The organism is Streptomyces sp. NPDC057307 (assembly GCF_042667665.1).
Classification (GTDB): Bacteria; Actinomycetota; Actinomycetes; order Streptomycetales; family Streptomycetaceae; genus Streptomyces.
Genome location: NZ_JBHUZM010000167.1, coordinates 1 through 14,678, shown reverse-complemented (window position 1 = coordinate 14,678; position 14,678 = coordinate 1). Strand labels below are relative to the sequence as shown.

Below are 14,678 nucleotides of genomic sequence, written 5' to 3'. Positions count from 1 at the left end.
GGCTGCGTGCAGCAGCCCGCCCGGCGATCGAGTCCCCGCGCGGTCCTACTCAGTCCCTACGCGGTGGCCGAGCGGTAGCGCCGTACGGCCAGGGTGCGGAACACCACGATGATCAGGACCGACCAGATCAGCGAGGCCCAGACCGGATGCTCCATCGGCCACGCCCCGGTCACCGACGCCTCCCGGCCCGGAATCGTGTTGCCGAACAGCTCACGCGCCGCCTGCACGGTCGCGCTGAACGGGTTCCACTCCGCGACGTGCTGCAGGAACGTGGGCATGCCGTTGACCGGCACGAAGGCGTTGGAGATGAAGGTCAGCGGGAAGAGCCAGATCAGCCCGCCGGACGTGGCGGCCTCCGGTGTCCGGACGATGAGCCCGATCAGCGCGCCGATCCAGGAGAACGCGTACCCGAGCAGGAGCAGCAGCGCGAAGCCGCCGAGGACGCTGCCGATGTTCTCGTGGGTGCGCCAGCCGATGATCAGGGCGACGGCCGCGAGGACGACGAGCGTCAGGGCGGTCTGTACGAGGTCGGCGAGCGTACGTCCGGTGAGGACCGCGCCGCGTGCCATGGGCAGTGAGCGGAACCGGTCGATGAGCCCCTTGTGCATGTCGTCGGCGATGCCGGCGCCCGCGCCCGCCGTGGCGAAGGTGACGGTCTGCGCGAAGATGCCCGCCATCAGGAACTCGCGGTAGGCCTGGGCGCTGCCGGCGGGGGCGCCGGGGATGTTGATGGAGCCGCCGAAGACGTACGTGAAGAGCACCACGAACATGATGGGCTGGATCAGCCCGAAGATGATCATCTCCGGGATGCGCATCATCCGGATCAGATTGCGCTTGGCGACCACGAGCGAGTCGCGGACGGACTGGACGATGCCGCCGCGCGGGTGCGGGGCGAGGGCCTTGGGCGAGGCCTCGGTCAGGGCGCTCACTTGGCGCTCTCCTTCGGGTCCGTGGTCGTCTCGGTGTCGGACGGCTTCGCCGCTGTCGCAGCCGGTGTCGCGCCGGATGCCTTGGCCTCCGCCGGGCCGTCACCGTTCTCGCCCTTCTCGCCCTTCTCGGCGTTCCCCCTGCCCTCCTCGGCCGCGTGGCCGGTGAGTGAGATGAAGACGTCGTCGAGGGTGGGGCGGCGCAGGCCGATGTCGTCGATCTCGACGCCGCGGGCGTCGAGTTCCCTGATGATCTCGGCGAGCAGCTTCGCTCCGCCGGTGACCGGGACGGTGAGCTTGCGGGTGTGCTGGGCGACCATCACGTCGCCCTTGCCGAAGCCGGCCAGCACGTCGTGGGTCGGGGTGATCTGGTCGCGCTCGTGGACGACGACCTCGACGCGCTCGCCGCCCGTGCGGGCCTTGAGTTCGTCGGCGGTGCCGCGCGCGATGACCCGGCCGTGGTCGATGACGCAGATGTCGTGGGCGAGGTGGTCGGCCTCTTCCAGATACTGGGTGGTGAGCAGCAACGTCGTACCGCCCGCGACGAGTTCCTCGATGATTCCCCACAACTGCTGGCGGTTGCGCGGGTCGAGGCCGGTCGTCGGCTCGTCCATGAACATCACCGGCGGGGAGACGACGAGCGCCGCCGCGAGGTCGAGGCGCCTGCGCATGCCGCCGGAGTAGGTCTTGGTGGTGCGGTCGGCGGCGTCGGTGAGGTGGAAGCGTTCGAGGAGTTCGACGGCCCTGGCCTTCGCGGCGCGGGCGCTCTGCTGGTAGAGCTGGCCGACCATCTGGAGGTTCTCACGGCCCGTCAGATACTCGTCGACCGCGGCGAACTGGCCGGAGAGGCCGATGTTCCTGCGGACCTCGTTGGGGTGCTTGAGCACGTCGATGCCCGCGACGAAAGCCTTGCCGCTGTCGGGCTGGAGCAGGGTGGTCAGCACACGGACCGCGGTGGTCTTGCCCGCTCCGTTGGGGCCGAGCAGTCCCAGGACCGTGCCTTCGGGGACATCGAGGTCGACGCCGTCTAGTGCTCGTACGTCGCCGAACGTCTTGACCAGGCCTTCGGCATAGATGGCGCCTGGCATAGGGGTACTCCCAGAGTTGTGTCAGATGCGGTCAAATAGTGCAATCCGTGCTAACGGAGAGCTTAAGCCGACGGAAGCAGGCCCTGACGCTAACGCGATACATCGCGACAGACAAGGTATTTAAGTAAGCTCTATGTAAAGGCGACTGGGCGGTGGTCGGCGGCTCGGACGAGGGAGCGGCCGAGAGATTGGCCTTGGGCTCAGCCGAGGATCGTGTAACCCGCCTCGCGCAGCGCCGTCGCGACGTCCGCGCAGTGCTCGGGACCCTTGGTCTCCAGATGCAGTTCCACGTCCGCCTCGGTCAGCCCGAGCCGGGGATCGGTCCGTACGTGACTCACGTCCAGCACGTTGGCGTCGGCCACGGACAGCACCCCGAGCAGCGTCGCGAGCGCCCCCGGCCGGTCGGTGATCCGCAGCCGCAGCCCCAGATAGCGCCCGGCCGCCGCCATCCCGTGGCGCAGGATCCGCTGCATCAGCAGAGGGTCCACATTGCCGCCCGACAGCACAGCGACCACCGGCCCGCGGAACGCCTTGGGCGTGCTCAGCAGCGCGGCGACCGAGCTGGCCCCGGCCGGCTCGACGACCAGCTTCGCCCGCTCCAGGCAGAGCAGCAGCGCGCTGGACAGCTCGTCCTCGGAGACCGTACGCACCTCGTCGACCAGGTCCCTGATCATCGGGAACGTGATCTCGCCCGGCCGGCCCACCTTGATGCCGTCCGCCATCGTCTGCTGCTCGTCGATCGACATCGGCCGCCCGGCGCGCAGCGAGGGCGGGTACGCGGCGGCGCCCTCCGCCTGTACGCCGATCACCTTGATGTCCGGGCGCACCGCCTTCACCGCGAGGGCGATGCCCGCGGCGAGGCCGCCGCCGCCGAGTCCGACGAGGATCGTCCGTACCTCGGGGCACTGCTCCAGGATCTCCAGGCCCACCGTGCCCTGTCCGGCGATGATGTCCACGTGGTCGAAGGGGTGGATGAAGACCGCGCCGGTCTCCCGCGCGTACTCCTGGGCGGCGGCCAGCGTCTCGTCGACGACCTGGCCGTGGAGCCGTACCTCCGCGCCGTACTCACGGGTCGCGGCGACCTTGGGCAGCGGCGCCCCGACCGGCATGAACACGGTGGAGCGCACGCCGAGCAGGGTCGACGCGAGCGCGACGCCCTGCGCGTGGTTGCCGGCGCTGGCGGCGACGACACCGGCCGCGCGCTCCTCGGGGGAGAGCCCGGCGATCCGCACGTACGCGCCGCGCAGCTTGAACGACCCCGTCCGCTGCAGGTTCTCGCACTTGAGGTGGACGGGGGCGCCGACCAGGTGCGTCAGATGCCTGCTGCCCTCCATCGCGGTCATCCGGGCCACCCCGTTGAGCATCTTCCGCGCCCCGCGGATGTCGTCGAGGATCAGGGCGGGCACGGAGCCACGCGGCGAGGCGGAAGTGAATGATCCGGAGGAACGAGACGTACCGAAGGTCATGACGGCCAGTCTCGCAGCTCATCGACCGGTCGGCCGCCCGGAGCGAGGGGGCGTCCACGGGTTTACGCGGGGCTGGTACGGCTACCGGCAGGGCCGCGTACTCTGTCCCCCACCATCCGACCACCGCACGAGAGAGCCCCAGCCATGCCCCCTACTCAGGACATGACTTCCGCTGTGTCGGCCTCCCCGGGCTCCGGCTCCGAATCCTCCGGTTCCGACCCCTCCGGCTCCGCACCTTTAGAGACCGCACCGGCATCTTCCGTCGGTACCGAATCCGTCGCCACCGAATCCGCGGCCGGCGACAGCGCGGCTGACGACGCCGCACTTCTCGACTCCCTTCAGCACCAGGTGGCCGTCTTCGCCCGACGGGCGGAACAGACCCGCCTCGGCGGCGTCGGCCAGGTGCGCAACTCCATGGACCGCGCCGCCTACCTGCTGCTCAACCGCCTTGATCTGGAAGGCCCGATGGGCGTCAAGGCGCTGGCCGCGGGGATGGGGATCGACTCCTCCACCGTGACCCGCCAGGTCGCGCCGCTGGTCGACACCGGCCTGGTCAAGCGCACGTCACACCCGGAGGACGGCCGCGCCGTCGTCCTCGAACTCTCGGTGCGCGGGCTGAGCCGCCTCGAAGAGGTCAGATCCTCGCGCCGTGAGCTGATGTCACAGGTCACGGACGGCTGGACGGAGGACGAACGAGAATCGTTCTGCACCCTCCTGACCCGGTTCAACTCCGCCCTGTCCGCACGGCAGTCGGGCCCCGCGCCGGCCGAACCGCCGCCCCACCGGGCCCCGGTGGACGAACCCTCCGGCACGGAGCCACCGCCGGCCTCTTGACCTGGGCCCGGGTCTGTCCTCATATGAGGTGTGCGAGAGCGACGGCAGGCGAGTACGGAGCGCCGTCGCGCCCGGGAGTTCGAGGCGTTCGTCGCGGGCGCGGCAGGCCGGCTGCTGCACGCCGCCACGCTGCTGACGGGTGAGCCGGCCGACGCCAAACCACGCGCGGATCAACTGCTGACGGCCGCCCTGGCCCGTACCTACGCGGACTGGGACCGGCTGCGCGACGGGGACCCGTACGACCGCGCACGCCAGGAGCTGGTCACGCGGTACGCGCGGGGCGCCTGGCGGCACCCCCGGACGGGCGAGGGCCTGCTCGGCCGGCTCGGCCCGCAGGAGCGCCTCATTCTGGTGCTGCGCCTGTACGAGGGGGTGGCCGAGGAGCAGACGGCGGCGCTGCTGGGGCTGCCGGTCGAGCGGGTGCGCGCGATCTGCGCGCGGGCGGTCTCCGCGATGCGGCAGCCCCCGCCGCCCCGCCGGCCGGCCCCGCACTGGCCGCTGTCGCTGCTCCCGCCGCACTCCCGGCAGGCCGCGCCATGAGCGGCCACAGCCGGAAGGAGGACGAGGTCCGCCGGATGCTCGATCTGCCGCATCCGCCGGTCCCCGTCGATCTGCCGGCCCGCGCGGCCGCCCGTGGCGTCCGCGCCCTGAACCGCAGGCGCACCGTGCGCCTGCTGTTCTGGTCCTTCGTCGTGGTGGTCGTGATCGTCTTCGCGGTGTGGGCGTCGGTCGTGGAGCCGTGGACGGTCCCGCCGTCCCAGAAGACCCCGCCGCTGGAGGGCTGGTGACCGCCCCCAACTACCGTCAGGCGAGCGCCTGCTGAAGATCCGTCAGCAGATCGTCGCCGGACTCGATGCCCACCGACAGCCTGATCAGGTCGTCCGGCACCTCCAGCGCGGAGCCCGCCACCGAGGCGTGTGTCATCCGTCCCGGGTGCTCGATCAGCGACTCGACACCGCCGAGGGACTCCCCCAGCGTGAAGACCTTCGCCTTGCCGCAGACCTCGATCGCCGTCTGCTCGCCGCCGACGACCTGGAAGGACACCATGCCGCCGAAGGACTTCATCTGCTTGGCCGCGACCTCGTGCCCGGCGTGGTCGGGCAGGCCCGGGTAGTAGACCTTCGAGACCTTCGGGTGCCGCACCAGCATCTCGGCGACGCGCGTCGCGTTCTCGCTGTGGCGGTCCATCCGCACGGCGAGCGTCTTCACGCCGCGCAGCACCAGCCAGGCGTCGAACGGACCGGAGATCGCGCCCATCGCGTTCTGGTGGTAGGCGAGTTCCTCGCCGAGCGTGTCGTCCGCGGTGACCAGCGCGCCGCCGACGACGTCCGAGTGACCGCCCATGTACTTGGTGGTCGAGTGCACGACGACGTCGGCGCCCAGGGCGAGCGGCTGCTGGAGGTAGGGGCTCGCGAAGGTGTTGTCCACGACGAGCCGCGCGCCGGCGCCGCGCGCGACCTCGGCGAGGGCCGCGATGTCGCTGATGCCCAGGAGCGGGTTCGACGGGGTCTCGACCCAGATCGCCTTCGTACGGGGCCGGAGAGCCGCCCGTACGGACGCCGGGTCCGAGGTGTCGGCCACCGACCACTCCACGCCCCAGCGCGAGACGACCTTCGCGAAGAGCCGGAAGGTGCCGCCGTACGCGTCGTTGGGGATCACGACATGATCGCCCGGCGACAGCAGCGTACGGAGCAGGCAGTCCTCGGCGGCGAGGCCCGACGCGAAGGCGAGCCCGCGCCGGCCGCCCTCCAGGGCCGCCAGGTTCTCCTCCAGCGCGGAGCGCGTGGGGTTGGCGCTGCGGCTGTACTCGTAGCCGCCGCGCAGTCCGCCCACGCCGTCCTGCTTGTACGTGGACACCTGATAGATGGGGGGTACGACCGCGCCGGTGAGGGAATCAGGTGTGTTCCCCGCGTGGATGGCGATGGTCTCGAAGCTGTGCTGGTCGCTCATGAGCCCCGAGGGTAGCGGGCCGGGGGCCCGCCCAGAGCGCGGTCCGCGTCCGGGACAATGGAACGTATGGAGATTCTCTGGTTCCTGATCGCGATGGGCCTGGTGGCGGCGGTCGTCGGCCCGTTCGTGCGGCGCCGACGGGGCGGCATACGCCAGGTCGCGCCCGGTTCGCCCGACGCCGCCGACCCGGACGCGTACGAGTTCGTCCGGCAGGAGGACCTCGATGTCCGGCTGCCCGGTCCTGACCAGGACCTTCTCGACGTACTCGATGTCGTACAGCGCACCCAGGACTGGCGGGCGGCGGCGCAGCTGCTCGCCGGGACGGCCAAGGAGGGCGAGGTGCGCTGGCAGCGTGTGCAGGCTTTCGCGGGCGCCGCGTCGCTGGAACTCCAGCAGAAGCCGGGCGTCGGCGGCGCGTGGCTGCGGGCGTGGCGCGCGGACTCGCCGAAGGACGCGGGTGGCGCGCAGATTCACGCGGAATTCTTGGTTCAACAGGCTTGGCGGTCGTCGGCGGCGGGCACGGACGAGTTCCGGATCATCCTGGAGGAGGCGCGCTCGGTCTGCGGCGACGCGGCGCTGCTGTCGCCCGGCGACCCCGTGCCGTACATCGTGGAGCTGGCCGTGGCCCGTGGGCTCGGCTATCCGCACGAGCGGTTCGACCAGCTGTGGGCGAAGATCATCGACCGCGCGCCGGACCACATGGGCGCGCATCTGGCGGCGCTGCACTACTGGTGCGAGAAGTGGCACGGCTCACGCGAGGAGGCGGACCGGTTCGCGACGGCGTCGGCGGCGCGGGCCCCGAAGGGCTCGCTGCTGGCCGCGCTGCCGCTGTTCGCGGTGTACGAGCATCTGCCGGAGGTCGCGCTGGTCCGGGACTTCTACGGCAGCGCGGTGGTGTCGAAGGCCATGGAGGGCGCGCTCTACGCGGTGCACGCGGCCCGCCCCGACGACCCGATGCTCGCGCACGTACGGCATCTGCTGATCCACTTCCTGGTGGGCGGCGGTCGCTGGTCGGAGGCGATGCACCAGCTCGTACGGGTGGACGGCTACGTCGGCGCGCTGCCGTGGACGGTCGACGAGGACCCGGCGGCGCAGTACGCGACGTACCGGGCACTGGCGGTGGCGGGTTACGAGGCGAACGGCGGCAATCCGGCGACGCTGCCGCGGTAGTGGCTCCGGCCCCGCGGCCGCCGCGCCGGGGAGCGCGGCCGGGACCCGGACAGCGAGAGGCACCATTGCCCGGCTGACCTGCGGTGGTGCATACTCCGCAGATCCCCCACACCATCTCTTCACCTGTTCTCCGTACCCCTGGGGGCCATCCCATGGCACGCGTTCTGCCCTTCGTCCTCTTCGCGTTCGGCATCTGGTTCTGGCTGAAGGCCCGCCGGAGTGTGTCCTCGCTCGTCGGTACGGAGGCGGAGCTGGGACTGCTCCCCAGAGACCGGCAGAACACGGAACTCGCGGGCGCGGACGCCGCCCTGGAGCACGCCCTGGCCGAGGCGCGGGCGGACCGCTGGAGGCCGGCGGCGGAGCTGCTGGCCGCGACGGGCAAGGACCGGGACTGGGAGCGCCGCGCGCTCTACGTCCGGGTGCTGGGCGAGGCGGCGGCGCAGGAGGACTCCTGGCTGCGGGCGTGGCGCGCGACGGGCTCCGACGGCTCCCCCGACGTGGACGCGGAGCTGGTCCAGGCGTCGGCCACGGTCTCGCGCGCGTGGCTGCTGCGGGGCTCGCCGTACGCCAGGCACACCACGCCCGAGCAGGCGGACAGCTTCCACGAACTGCTGCCGGGCGCCCGCGCCGACACCGCCCGCGCGGCGGCCCTGGGCCCGGAGGACCCGTCGCCGTACATCGTCGAGATCCGTACGGCGCTGGGCGTCGGCTACGGCCCGGAGCAGATGCGCGAGCTGTGGGCGGAGATCACGGCCCGTACGCCGCATCCCACGTCGGCGCCGCTGTACGGGGCGCACGAGGCGGCGATGGAGTACTGGAGCGCGCGGTGGCACGGCTCGGCGGAGCTGGCGGAGGAGTTCGCGGCCCAGGCGACGGCCGACGCGCCGCTGGGCACGCTGATGACGGCGTTCCCGCTGATCGCCTGGTTCGACCACCACGACGCGACGGCGAGCGCGCGTGACCGCACGAGCCCGCGGCTGACGGCTCTGGTCGACGCGGCGCTGGCGGACACGGAGACGGCGCCGCGGGACCACCCGCGCCTGCCGGAGCTGCGGCATCTGCTGGCGTACTTCCTGACCCGGCAGGGCCGGCACGAGGAGGCCCTGGAGCAGTTCCGCCTGGTCGACGGCTATGTGAACGCCCTGCCCTGGCGTACCCGCCGTGATCCGGCGGAGTTCTTCACATCGACGCGTACGACGGCGATACGCGGCACGGACGCGCGCACCCGGATCCGTAACGGGGTATGACGGGGTGCGGCCGGGGCCGGCCTCCGGCCCGTTGAGGCGGCTGCCGGAGCCGGACGGAGCGGGGGCCTGGCATCGTGGGGGTATGGACGAGACTCCTCTGCCCGGTGGATTCATCAATCAGGTCGTACGTGTCGGGGACACCGTGCGCCGTTCCTCCCAGCTGTCGGCCCGACAGGCCGCGTACACAAGGAAGTTGCTGGGGCTGTTCGAGGAGCGGGGCTGGGGCGGGGCGCCCCGGTACCGGGGTGTGGACGAGCAGGGGCGGGAGGTGCTCGGTCATATCGAGGGGGAGGTCGGTCTGCCGGTGTCGGACGCGCGACTGGCGCGGGTCGCGCGGCTCGTACGGGAGTTCCACGACCTGACGGCCGGATCACCGCTCGCCGACGGGCGCGAAGTGGTGTGCCACAACGATCTGTCGCCCAGGAACACGGTCTACGCCGACGGACTGCCCGTGGCCCTCGTCGACTGGGACCTCGCCGCCCCCGGCGACCGTATCCACGACGTCGCCCATCTCTGCTGGCAGTTCCTCGACCTCGGCCCCCGTATCCCCGACGTCGCCGACGCGGCCCGCCGGATCACCCTGGTCTGCGACGCCTACGGACTGGACGACCGGGACGGCATCGTCCGCACGATCCTCTGGTGGCAGGACCGCTGCCGGCGCGGCATCGACGAGGCCGCCGACCGGGGCGACCCGGCGATGACCGCGCTGCGCGAGCGGGGCGTGGTGGACGAGGTGCGGGCCGCGTACACCTGGGTGTCGGCCCACGCCTTCGAGCTGGCCGCGAAGCTGTAGCCCGGGGGGCGGGCGTAAATTGCGGGGCGCCCTCCGGCGTCCCTCGTTACACTCGCCGGCATGGGTGTGTACTCGTACTACTTCTTCCGCTGATTCCGGGCACGGACGCCTAGGCCCAGGTCCTCTTGAGGACCGCCGGCGTCCCCCTCTCCGCCCGTCCGACATCACGCAGCCTCGCCGTGCGCCGACGCGCGCACGCTCGCGGGCATGTCACCTTCAGGGAAGAACCATGCGCGAACGCGCCCAATTGTCGATGAAAGACGTCTCCAAGTCGTACGGCGACCGGACCGTCCTCGATCAGGTGTCACTCTCCGTCCGGCCCGGTGAGAAGGCCGGTGTCATCGGGGAGAACGGCTCCGGCAAGTCCACCCTGCTCCGGCTGCTCGCCGGGGCCGAGGCACCGGACGGCGGCGAGGTCACCGTCCGCTTCCCCGGCGGGGTCGGGCATCTCACCCAGACCCTCGGGCTCGACCCCCGGCGGACCGTCCAGGCCGCCGTCGACGCCGCCCTCGCTGACCTGCGGGACCTCGAACGCCGGATCAGGGCCGCCGAGGCCGCGCTCGCGGACGCCACCGACGCCGAACTGCTCGCGTACGGCGATCTGTTGACCGCCTACGAGGACCGCGGCGGCTACGAGGCGGACGCCCGCGTGGACGCCGCCCTGCACGGACTCGGGCTCGCCCATGTCGGCCGGGACCGCCCGCTCGGGTCGCTCTCCGGCGGGGAGCAGTCCCGGGTGGCGCTGGCCTGCGTCCTCGCCTCGGCGCCCGAACTGCTGCTGCTCGACGAGCCGACCAACCATCTCGATCTCCGGGCCACCACCTATCTGGAGGAGCAACTCCGGGCGCACCGCGGCACGGTGGTCGCCGTCACCCACGACCGCGCGTTCCTGGAGCGGGTCGCGACGACGATCCTGGAGGTCGACCGGGACACCCGCGCCGTGACGCGGTACGGCGACGGCTGGACCGGTTACCGCACGGCCAAGGCCGCCGCCCGCCGCCGCTGGGAGCAGGACCACCAGGAGTGGCTGGACGATCTGGCCCGCACGAAGGAGCTGGTCGCCGCCGCCGGGCAGCGGCTCGCGACGACCGGGAAGGATCCGCAGCAGGGCTTCGGCAAGCACCGGCGCTCGCACGAGGCGAAGCTGTCCGGGCAGGTCAGGGCGGCGCGGGTACGGCTGGAGCGGCTGGAACGGGAGCCGGTTCCCGCCCCGCCGGAACCGCTCACGTTCGCCGCTGTCCCGGCCACCACCGGGGCGGACGGGCTGCTGGCCGAGCTGTCCGGGATCGTGGTCGGGGACCGGCTGCGGCTGGATTCGCTCCAGGTGAAGGCCGGGACGCGGCTGCTGGTCGACGGGCCCAACGGCGCCGGCAAGACGACGCTGCTGCGGGTGCTGGCCGGGGATCTCACGCCGGACGCGGGCACCGCGCGCCGTACGGCTCACGTCGGCTATCTGGCACAGGAGTTGGCGACCGCGTCCGCGCACTCACGGCTCTCGCTGCTGGGCGCGTTCGCGGCGGGCCGCCGGGGGCTGCCCGAGGAGCACACCGACGAGCTGCTGGCTCTGGGGCTGTTCCGTGCGGAGGATCTGCCCGTGCCCGTGGCCGGGCTCTCGGTGGGGCAGCGGCGGCGGCTCGAACTGGCCCGGCTGCTGACCCGGCCCGCCGATCTGCTGATCCTGGACGAGCCGACGAACCATGTGGCGCTGAGCCTGGTGGAGGAGCTGGAGCGGGCGCTCGTCGGTTACGAGGGGGCCGTGGTCGTCGTCTCGCACGACCGCCGCTTCCGGAGCGAATTCACCGGCGACCGGCTGGAGTTGCGGGCGGGAAGGACGGTGCCGGAGAACTGAGACGGGCCCGCCGCCCGCCGGACAGGGCCTAGAGCTTGGCCTGGAAGATCCCGACCGGCCGCTCGCGCCGGTAGCCGAGCGCCGCGTTCACGGCCAGCATCGGCGCGTTGTCGTCGGCGACGCTGGTGCTGATCTCCCGTACGCCGGGGTGGCGTTCGGCGAGCGTGCCCAGCAGATGACGTTTGACCGCCCGGCCGAGTCCGCGCCCGCGGTGCTCCGGGACGACCACCGTGTCGTACTGGAGCGCCCGGGTGTGGGACGGGTCGCGCAGGACGAGTTCGGTGTACGCGACGACGCTCCCGGCTCCCGTGCCGTCCCCGTCCGCGAGCACCACCGAGGTGAGCAGGATGCCGCCCCGGTCGTCGACGAGCCGGGCGGCGCCACGTACCCGCTCCCTGTCCCAGCTCGGCGTCTGCTCGTCCATGTCGCCGCTGGGGGCGTCCTCCATGACCTCGTGCGCCCGCGCGAACTCGTCCGCCAGCGCGTCCGGTACGACGCCCTCCCAGTCCACGAAGCGGTAGCCGTCGGGCAGCCGCGCCTCGGGCAGCTCCGCGTTCGCCTCCGGGACCCGCTGGACGTACCAGGCCAGCGGCAGCACCTTGCTGAAGCCGAGGCCGTCGACGAACGCCTCACCGGCGCCGCCCAGTTCGAGCATGGTGGAGACCGAACTGCGCCCGTCGGCGGTCAGTTCGGCCCGTATCGCGCCCCACAGCTGGGCGCCCACGCCGCGGCGGCGGGCCTCCGGGCGGACGACCAGGGCGTCGAGAAAGGCCGTGTGCCGATTGCTCTCCTCGGTGAACAGGAGCAGCGTGGCGACGCCGTCGTACGACCCGTCGGGGGCGGCCCACACCAGATGCAGCATCCGCGCGTTGGGCGACTGCACACGCAGCTTCCCCGCGGTCTCGGTGCGGCCCGGTTCCGGGACGGAGGCGGGCACGTCCTGGAGATGGGCAGCCGCGATCACGTCATGCCAGGCGTCTGTCTCCGCCTCGGACGGCGGGGTTCCCAGAGTCATCAGCATGATCCGAACCTACGCTCACTACCCGCCCCGCGCCCCCGAGTTGTGCGGGCTTTCCGGACAGTGAGACACACTTCCCAGGCCATCGGTTGCGCGGGAAGCCACACAATCCTCATCAGCCCCGGTGAACGCGCCGCGGCGGCACCCGACCGGGGTGCCGCCGCAGTGGACGAAGCAGGGAACGGAGAAGATCAGGCGGAGGAGCCGGCCTGCCAGTCCGCCCAGCTCAGGTTCCAGCCGTTGAGGCCGTTGTCGGGCTGGATGGTCTTGTCCGGGGAGTTCTTGACGATGACCACGTCACCGACGATCGACTGGTTGAAGAACCAGGCGCCCATCTGGTCGGGGTCGTTCGCGCCCTTCGCGTCGTTCAGACCGACGCAGCCGTGGCTCGTGTTGGACGAACCGAAGATCGAGTCGTCACCCCAGTAGTTGCCGTGGATGAAGGTGCCCGACGTGGACAGCCGCATGGCGTGCGGCACGTCCTTGATGTCGTACTCGCCCTTGCCGTCGTCGTCCGTGAAGCCGACCGTCGCACCGTTCATCCGGGTCTCCTTGAACTTCTCGGAGATCACCATCTGACCGTTGTACGTCGGGTTGTCCGGGGAGCCGGCGGAGATCGGGATCGTCTTGATCGTCTTGCCGTCCCGCTGGACGGTCATGGTCTTGGCCTTGGTGTCGACCGTGGAGACCTGGTTACGGCCGATCTTGAAGGTGACCGTCTTCTGCTGGACCCCGAAGACACCGTCCGCGCCCTCGACGCCGTCGAGCGCCAGCTTCAGCGTGACGGTGGAGCCGCCCTGCCAGTACTGCTCGGGGCGGAAGTCGAGGCGCTGCGAGTTGAACCAGTGGCCGACGACTTCCTGGCCGCTGCTCGACGTCACGGTGATCCCGCCCTGTACGGCGGCCTTGTTGGTGATCCCCTTGTCGAAGTTGAGCGAGACCGGCATGCCGACGCCGACGGTCGAGCCGTCCTCGGGGGTGAAGTTGCCGATGAAGCTGTTGTTCGGCGAAACGGTGGTGAAGGACGAGTTCTCGTGAGCCTCGCGGTTCTTGGAGTCCTTCGCCGTCGCGGTGATCTTGTACGTGGTGGAGCGCTCCAGCTGGCCGTCCGGCTTCCAGCTCTTCGCGTCGGCGGCCAGCGTGCCCTTGACGACGGCCCCGTCGGCGGTGGTCATGTCGACCTTGGTGAGCGTGCCCTTGGTGACGGTGACCTTCGCGTCGTTGTTGATGCCCGCGTTGTCGGCGCCGTTCTTGGGCGAGATGGCTATCTGGGCCTCGGAGGTGTCCTTCGCCGCGGCCTCGTCCACCTGCGCCTGCGAATCCTTCGAACGCTCGGCTCCGGAGTCTTTATCACCGTCGCCACTGCTGCAGGCCGAGAGCACCAGCACCCCGCCGAGCAGTGCGGACGCGGCCGTCAGGCCCTTGCGCCGCTTGCCGTTCGTCATCACACGCTTCTCCATCGTTGCCGATTCCCTGCCTACTGACCTTTAAGAACACCCGTACCGGTTCGTCCGGTTCCACATCGGACGAAGATGTGGGCAACGCCACTCGTACTCCGGGATGTACACGGGCAGCACATGTGTAAGCCCCGGTCCGCTTTCGACGGCGTCCCGGGGCCAAGGGTGTCACGCTCGTGAGCTAAACCACGCCGGGCCGCCCGAGATCCCCGCTTCCGACGCCGTCCAGGTCCTCGTTGTCGCCGTCCTCGCCGCCCTCCTCGTCCAGATCCCATTCCACGGCCTCCGGGTCGTAGTCGATCTGCTGACTGCTCCACGACGCCTGCGCGAGTTCCACCCCGGGCACCTCGCCGACCAGCTCCGAGGGCTCGACGAGATACGCCAGGGCCTCCGCCTCGTCCTCCCGTACCGCCGAGCGGGCATGGTCACGTTCCTCGTCCGGCATCGAATCGTCCGAGGCGATACGGGTCAGGGCGGCGGCGGTCAGCTGTTCCGGGTCGCTGATCTCCAGCACCAATTCAACGTGCAGCCGTACAAAACGGGAGGTCTCAGGAGTGCTCATAACCGGAGAGTAAGCCTCTTCCCCCGGGCGACTTTCCCGCGACCCGCTGCTTTCACTAGCATCAGCGCACCCAGCCAATTCGGCGTTTTCCCAAGGGAGATCGATTACGTGTACGTGTCCGTCGTACGCCGACCGCTGCTGACGGCCATAGCCGCCGGAATCCTGCTCTGCCTCATGTGGTTCGTCCCCTCGGCGAACGCCACGAACGAGCAGAGCGCCGGCCAGCAGCAGTCCGCCGACACCGCCCACCAGGGCTCCCCCGAGTCCCCCTGACGCGGCAGCACCACCGGAAGGGGGCCGCCCGGCACAGCCGGGCGG

At 71.1% G+C, this 14,678-nt stretch carries 15 protein-coding genes; 8 read left to right on the top strand and 7 right to left on the bottom strand.

Annotated features, from left to right (window positions below; genetic code table 11):
* Window positions 1-56: 56 nt before the first annotated feature.
* The 3 genes from ACFUN8_RS33250 to ilvA all read right to left on the bottom strand — a co-directional run bounded on the left by ACFUN8_RS33250 (window position 57) and on the right by ilvA (window position 3,378).
* A complete protein-coding gene (locus tag ACFUN8_RS33250; RefSeq protein ID WP_383645958.1) occupies window positions 57-929 on the bottom strand; it encodes an ABC transporter permease in 873 nt (290 codons plus the stop codon).
* Complete coding sequence (locus tag ACFUN8_RS33245; protein ID WP_383645955.1) at window positions 926-2,014, bottom strand: ATP-binding cassette domain-containing protein; 1,089 nt, start codon at window positions 2,012-2,014, stop codon at window positions 926-928. Before ACFUN8_RS33245 ends, ACFUN8_RS33250 begins: the two co-directional genes overlap by 4 nt.
* A gap of 200 nt (window positions 2,015-2,214) precedes the next feature.
* Window positions 2,215-3,378, bottom strand: coding sequence for a threonine ammonia-lyase (gene ilvA, locus ACFUN8_RS33240; protein ID WP_383645963.1), 1,164 nt, complete (start codon window positions 3,376-3,378; stop codon window positions 2,215-2,217).
* A 450-nt stretch (window positions 3,379-3,828) separates the two neighbouring features.
* Between ilvA and ACFUN8_RS33235 the strand changes: the two genes are divergently transcribed.
* From ACFUN8_RS33235 to ACFUN8_RS33225, 3 genes are read left to right on the top strand one after another with little or no spacing between them, the layout of a single operon-like run.
* Complete coding sequence (locus tag ACFUN8_RS33235) at window positions 3,829-4,314, top strand: MarR family winged helix-turn-helix transcriptional regulator (protein WP_383645960.1); 486 nt, start codon at window positions 3,829-3,831, stop codon at window positions 4,312-4,314.
* A gap of 30 nt (window positions 4,315-4,344) precedes the next feature.
* Window positions 4,345-4,854 carry a sigma factor-like helix-turn-helix DNA-binding protein gene (locus ACFUN8_RS33230; RefSeq protein ID WP_383645953.1) on the top strand — a complete coding sequence of 170 codons (510 nt, stop codon included), beginning with the start codon at window positions 4,345-4,347 and terminating at the stop codon, window positions 4,852-4,854.
* Window positions 4,851-5,102 (top strand): hypothetical protein, encoded by a 252-nt coding sequence (locus ACFUN8_RS33225; protein ID WP_383645951.1) that lies wholly within the window; start codon window positions 4,851-4,853, stop codon window positions 5,100-5,102. The genes ACFUN8_RS33230 and ACFUN8_RS33225 overlap by 4 nt, the downstream gene beginning before the upstream one ends.
* Before the next feature lie 16 nt (window positions 5,103-5,118).
* On the opposite strand, the gene ACFUN8_RS33220 is transcribed toward ACFUN8_RS33225, so the two are convergent.
* A complete protein-coding gene (locus ACFUN8_RS33220; RefSeq protein WP_383645949.1) occupies window positions 5,119-6,264 on the bottom strand; it encodes a cystathionine gamma-synthase in 1,146 nt (381 codons plus the stop codon).
* A 66-nt stretch (window positions 6,265-6,330) separates the two neighbouring features.
* Here ACFUN8_RS33220 and ACFUN8_RS33215 point away from each other — a divergent pair, with 66 nt between their 5' ends.
* The 4 genes from ACFUN8_RS33215 (at window position 6,331) to abc-f (ending at window position 11,323) form a co-directional block, all read left to right on the top strand.
* Window positions 6,331-7,434, top strand: coding sequence for a hypothetical protein (locus tag ACFUN8_RS33215; protein ID WP_383645947.1), 1,104 nt, complete (start codon window positions 6,331-6,333; stop codon window positions 7,432-7,434).
* Window positions 7,435-7,586: 152 nt separating this feature from the next.
* The gene (locus ACFUN8_RS33210; RefSeq protein WP_383645944.1) at window positions 7,587-8,681 is read left to right on the top strand and encodes a hypothetical protein; all 1,095 of its coding nucleotides are present in this window, start codon (window positions 7,587-7,589) and stop codon (window positions 8,679-8,681) included.
* Between the two features lie 82 nt (window positions 8,682-8,763).
* On the top strand, window positions 8,764-9,474 hold the full coding sequence (locus tag ACFUN8_RS33205; RefSeq protein ID WP_383645942.1) for a phosphotransferase: 711 nt from the start codon (window positions 8,764-8,766) through the stop codon (window positions 9,472-9,474).
* A 229-nt stretch (window positions 9,475-9,703) separates the two neighbouring features.
* Complete coding sequence (gene abc-f / locus ACFUN8_RS33200; protein WP_383645939.1) at window positions 9,704-11,323, top strand: ribosomal protection-like ABC-F family protein; 1,620 nt, start codon at window positions 9,704-9,706, stop codon at window positions 11,321-11,323.
* A 28-nt stretch (window positions 11,324-11,351) separates the two neighbouring features.
* Here the strand turns inward: abc-f and ACFUN8_RS33195 are convergent, their stop codons facing one another.
* From ACFUN8_RS33195 to ACFUN8_RS33185, 3 genes are all read right to left on the bottom strand, one after another.
* Window positions 11,352-12,344, bottom strand: a complete 993-nt coding sequence (locus ACFUN8_RS33195) for a GNAT family N-acetyltransferase (protein ID WP_383645937.1) — start codon at window positions 12,342-12,344, stop codon at window positions 11,352-11,354.
* Between the two features lie 188 nt (window positions 12,345-12,532).
* On the bottom strand, window positions 12,533-13,801 hold the full coding sequence (locus tag ACFUN8_RS33190; RefSeq protein ID WP_383645935.1) for an Ig-like domain-containing protein: 1,269 nt from the start codon (window positions 13,799-13,801) through the stop codon (window positions 12,533-12,535).
* A 178-nt stretch (window positions 13,802-13,979) separates the two neighbouring features.
* Window positions 13,980-14,360, bottom strand: coding sequence for a hypothetical protein (locus ACFUN8_RS33185; RefSeq protein WP_383645932.1), 381 nt, complete (start codon window positions 14,358-14,360; stop codon window positions 13,980-13,982).
* Between the two features lie 108 nt (window positions 14,361-14,468).
* Here ACFUN8_RS33185 and ACFUN8_RS33180 point away from each other — a divergent pair, with 108 nt between their 5' ends.
* Window positions 14,469-14,633: a hypothetical protein gene (locus tag ACFUN8_RS33180; RefSeq protein ID WP_383645930.1), complete on the top strand. Its 165-nt coding sequence runs from the start codon at window positions 14,469-14,471 to the stop codon at window positions 14,631-14,633.
* The last annotated feature ends 45 nt before the right edge of the window (window positions 14,634-14,678 follow it).

Coding starts and splice junctions, on each gene's coding strand:
- abc-f (WP_383645939.1), top strand. CDS start 9,704: ATGCGCGAACGCGCCCAATTGTCGATGAAAGACGTCTCCAAGTCGTAC.
- ACFUN8_RS33245 (WP_383645955.1), bottom strand. CDS start 2,014: ATGCCAGGCGCCATCTATGCCGAAGGCCTGGTCAAGACGTTCGGCGAC.
- ACFUN8_RS33195 (WP_383645937.1), bottom strand. CDS start 12,344: ATGCTGATGACTCTGGGAACCCCGCCGTCCGAGGCGGAGACAGACGCC.
- ACFUN8_RS33220 (WP_383645949.1), bottom strand. CDS start 6,264: ATGAGCGACCAGCACAGCTTCGAGACCATCGCCATCCACGCGGGGAAC.
- ACFUN8_RS33210 (WP_383645944.1), top strand. CDS start 7,587: ATGGCACGCGTTCTGCCCTTCGTCCTCTTCGCGTTCGGCATCTGGTTC.
- ACFUN8_RS33185 (WP_383645932.1), bottom strand. CDS start 14,360: ATGAGCACTCCTGAGACCTCCCGTTTTGTACGGCTGCACGTTGAATTG.
- ACFUN8_RS33190 (WP_383645935.1), bottom strand. CDS start 13,801: ATGGAGAAGCGTGTGATGACGAACGGCAAGCGGCGCAAGGGCCTGACG.
- ACFUN8_RS33215 (WP_383645947.1), top strand. CDS start 6,331: ATGGAGATTCTCTGGTTCCTGATCGCGATGGGCCTGGTGGCGGCGGTC.
- ilvA (WP_383645963.1), bottom strand. CDS start 3,378: ATGCTCAACGGGGTGGCCCGGATGACCGCGATGGAGGGCAGCAGGCAT.
- ACFUN8_RS33205 (WP_383645942.1), top strand. CDS start 8,764: ATGGACGAGACTCCTCTGCCCGGTGGATTCATCAATCAGGTCGTACGT.
- ACFUN8_RS33225 (WP_383645951.1), top strand. CDS start 4,851: ATGAGCGGCCACAGCCGGAAGGAGGACGAGGTCCGCCGGATGCTCGAT.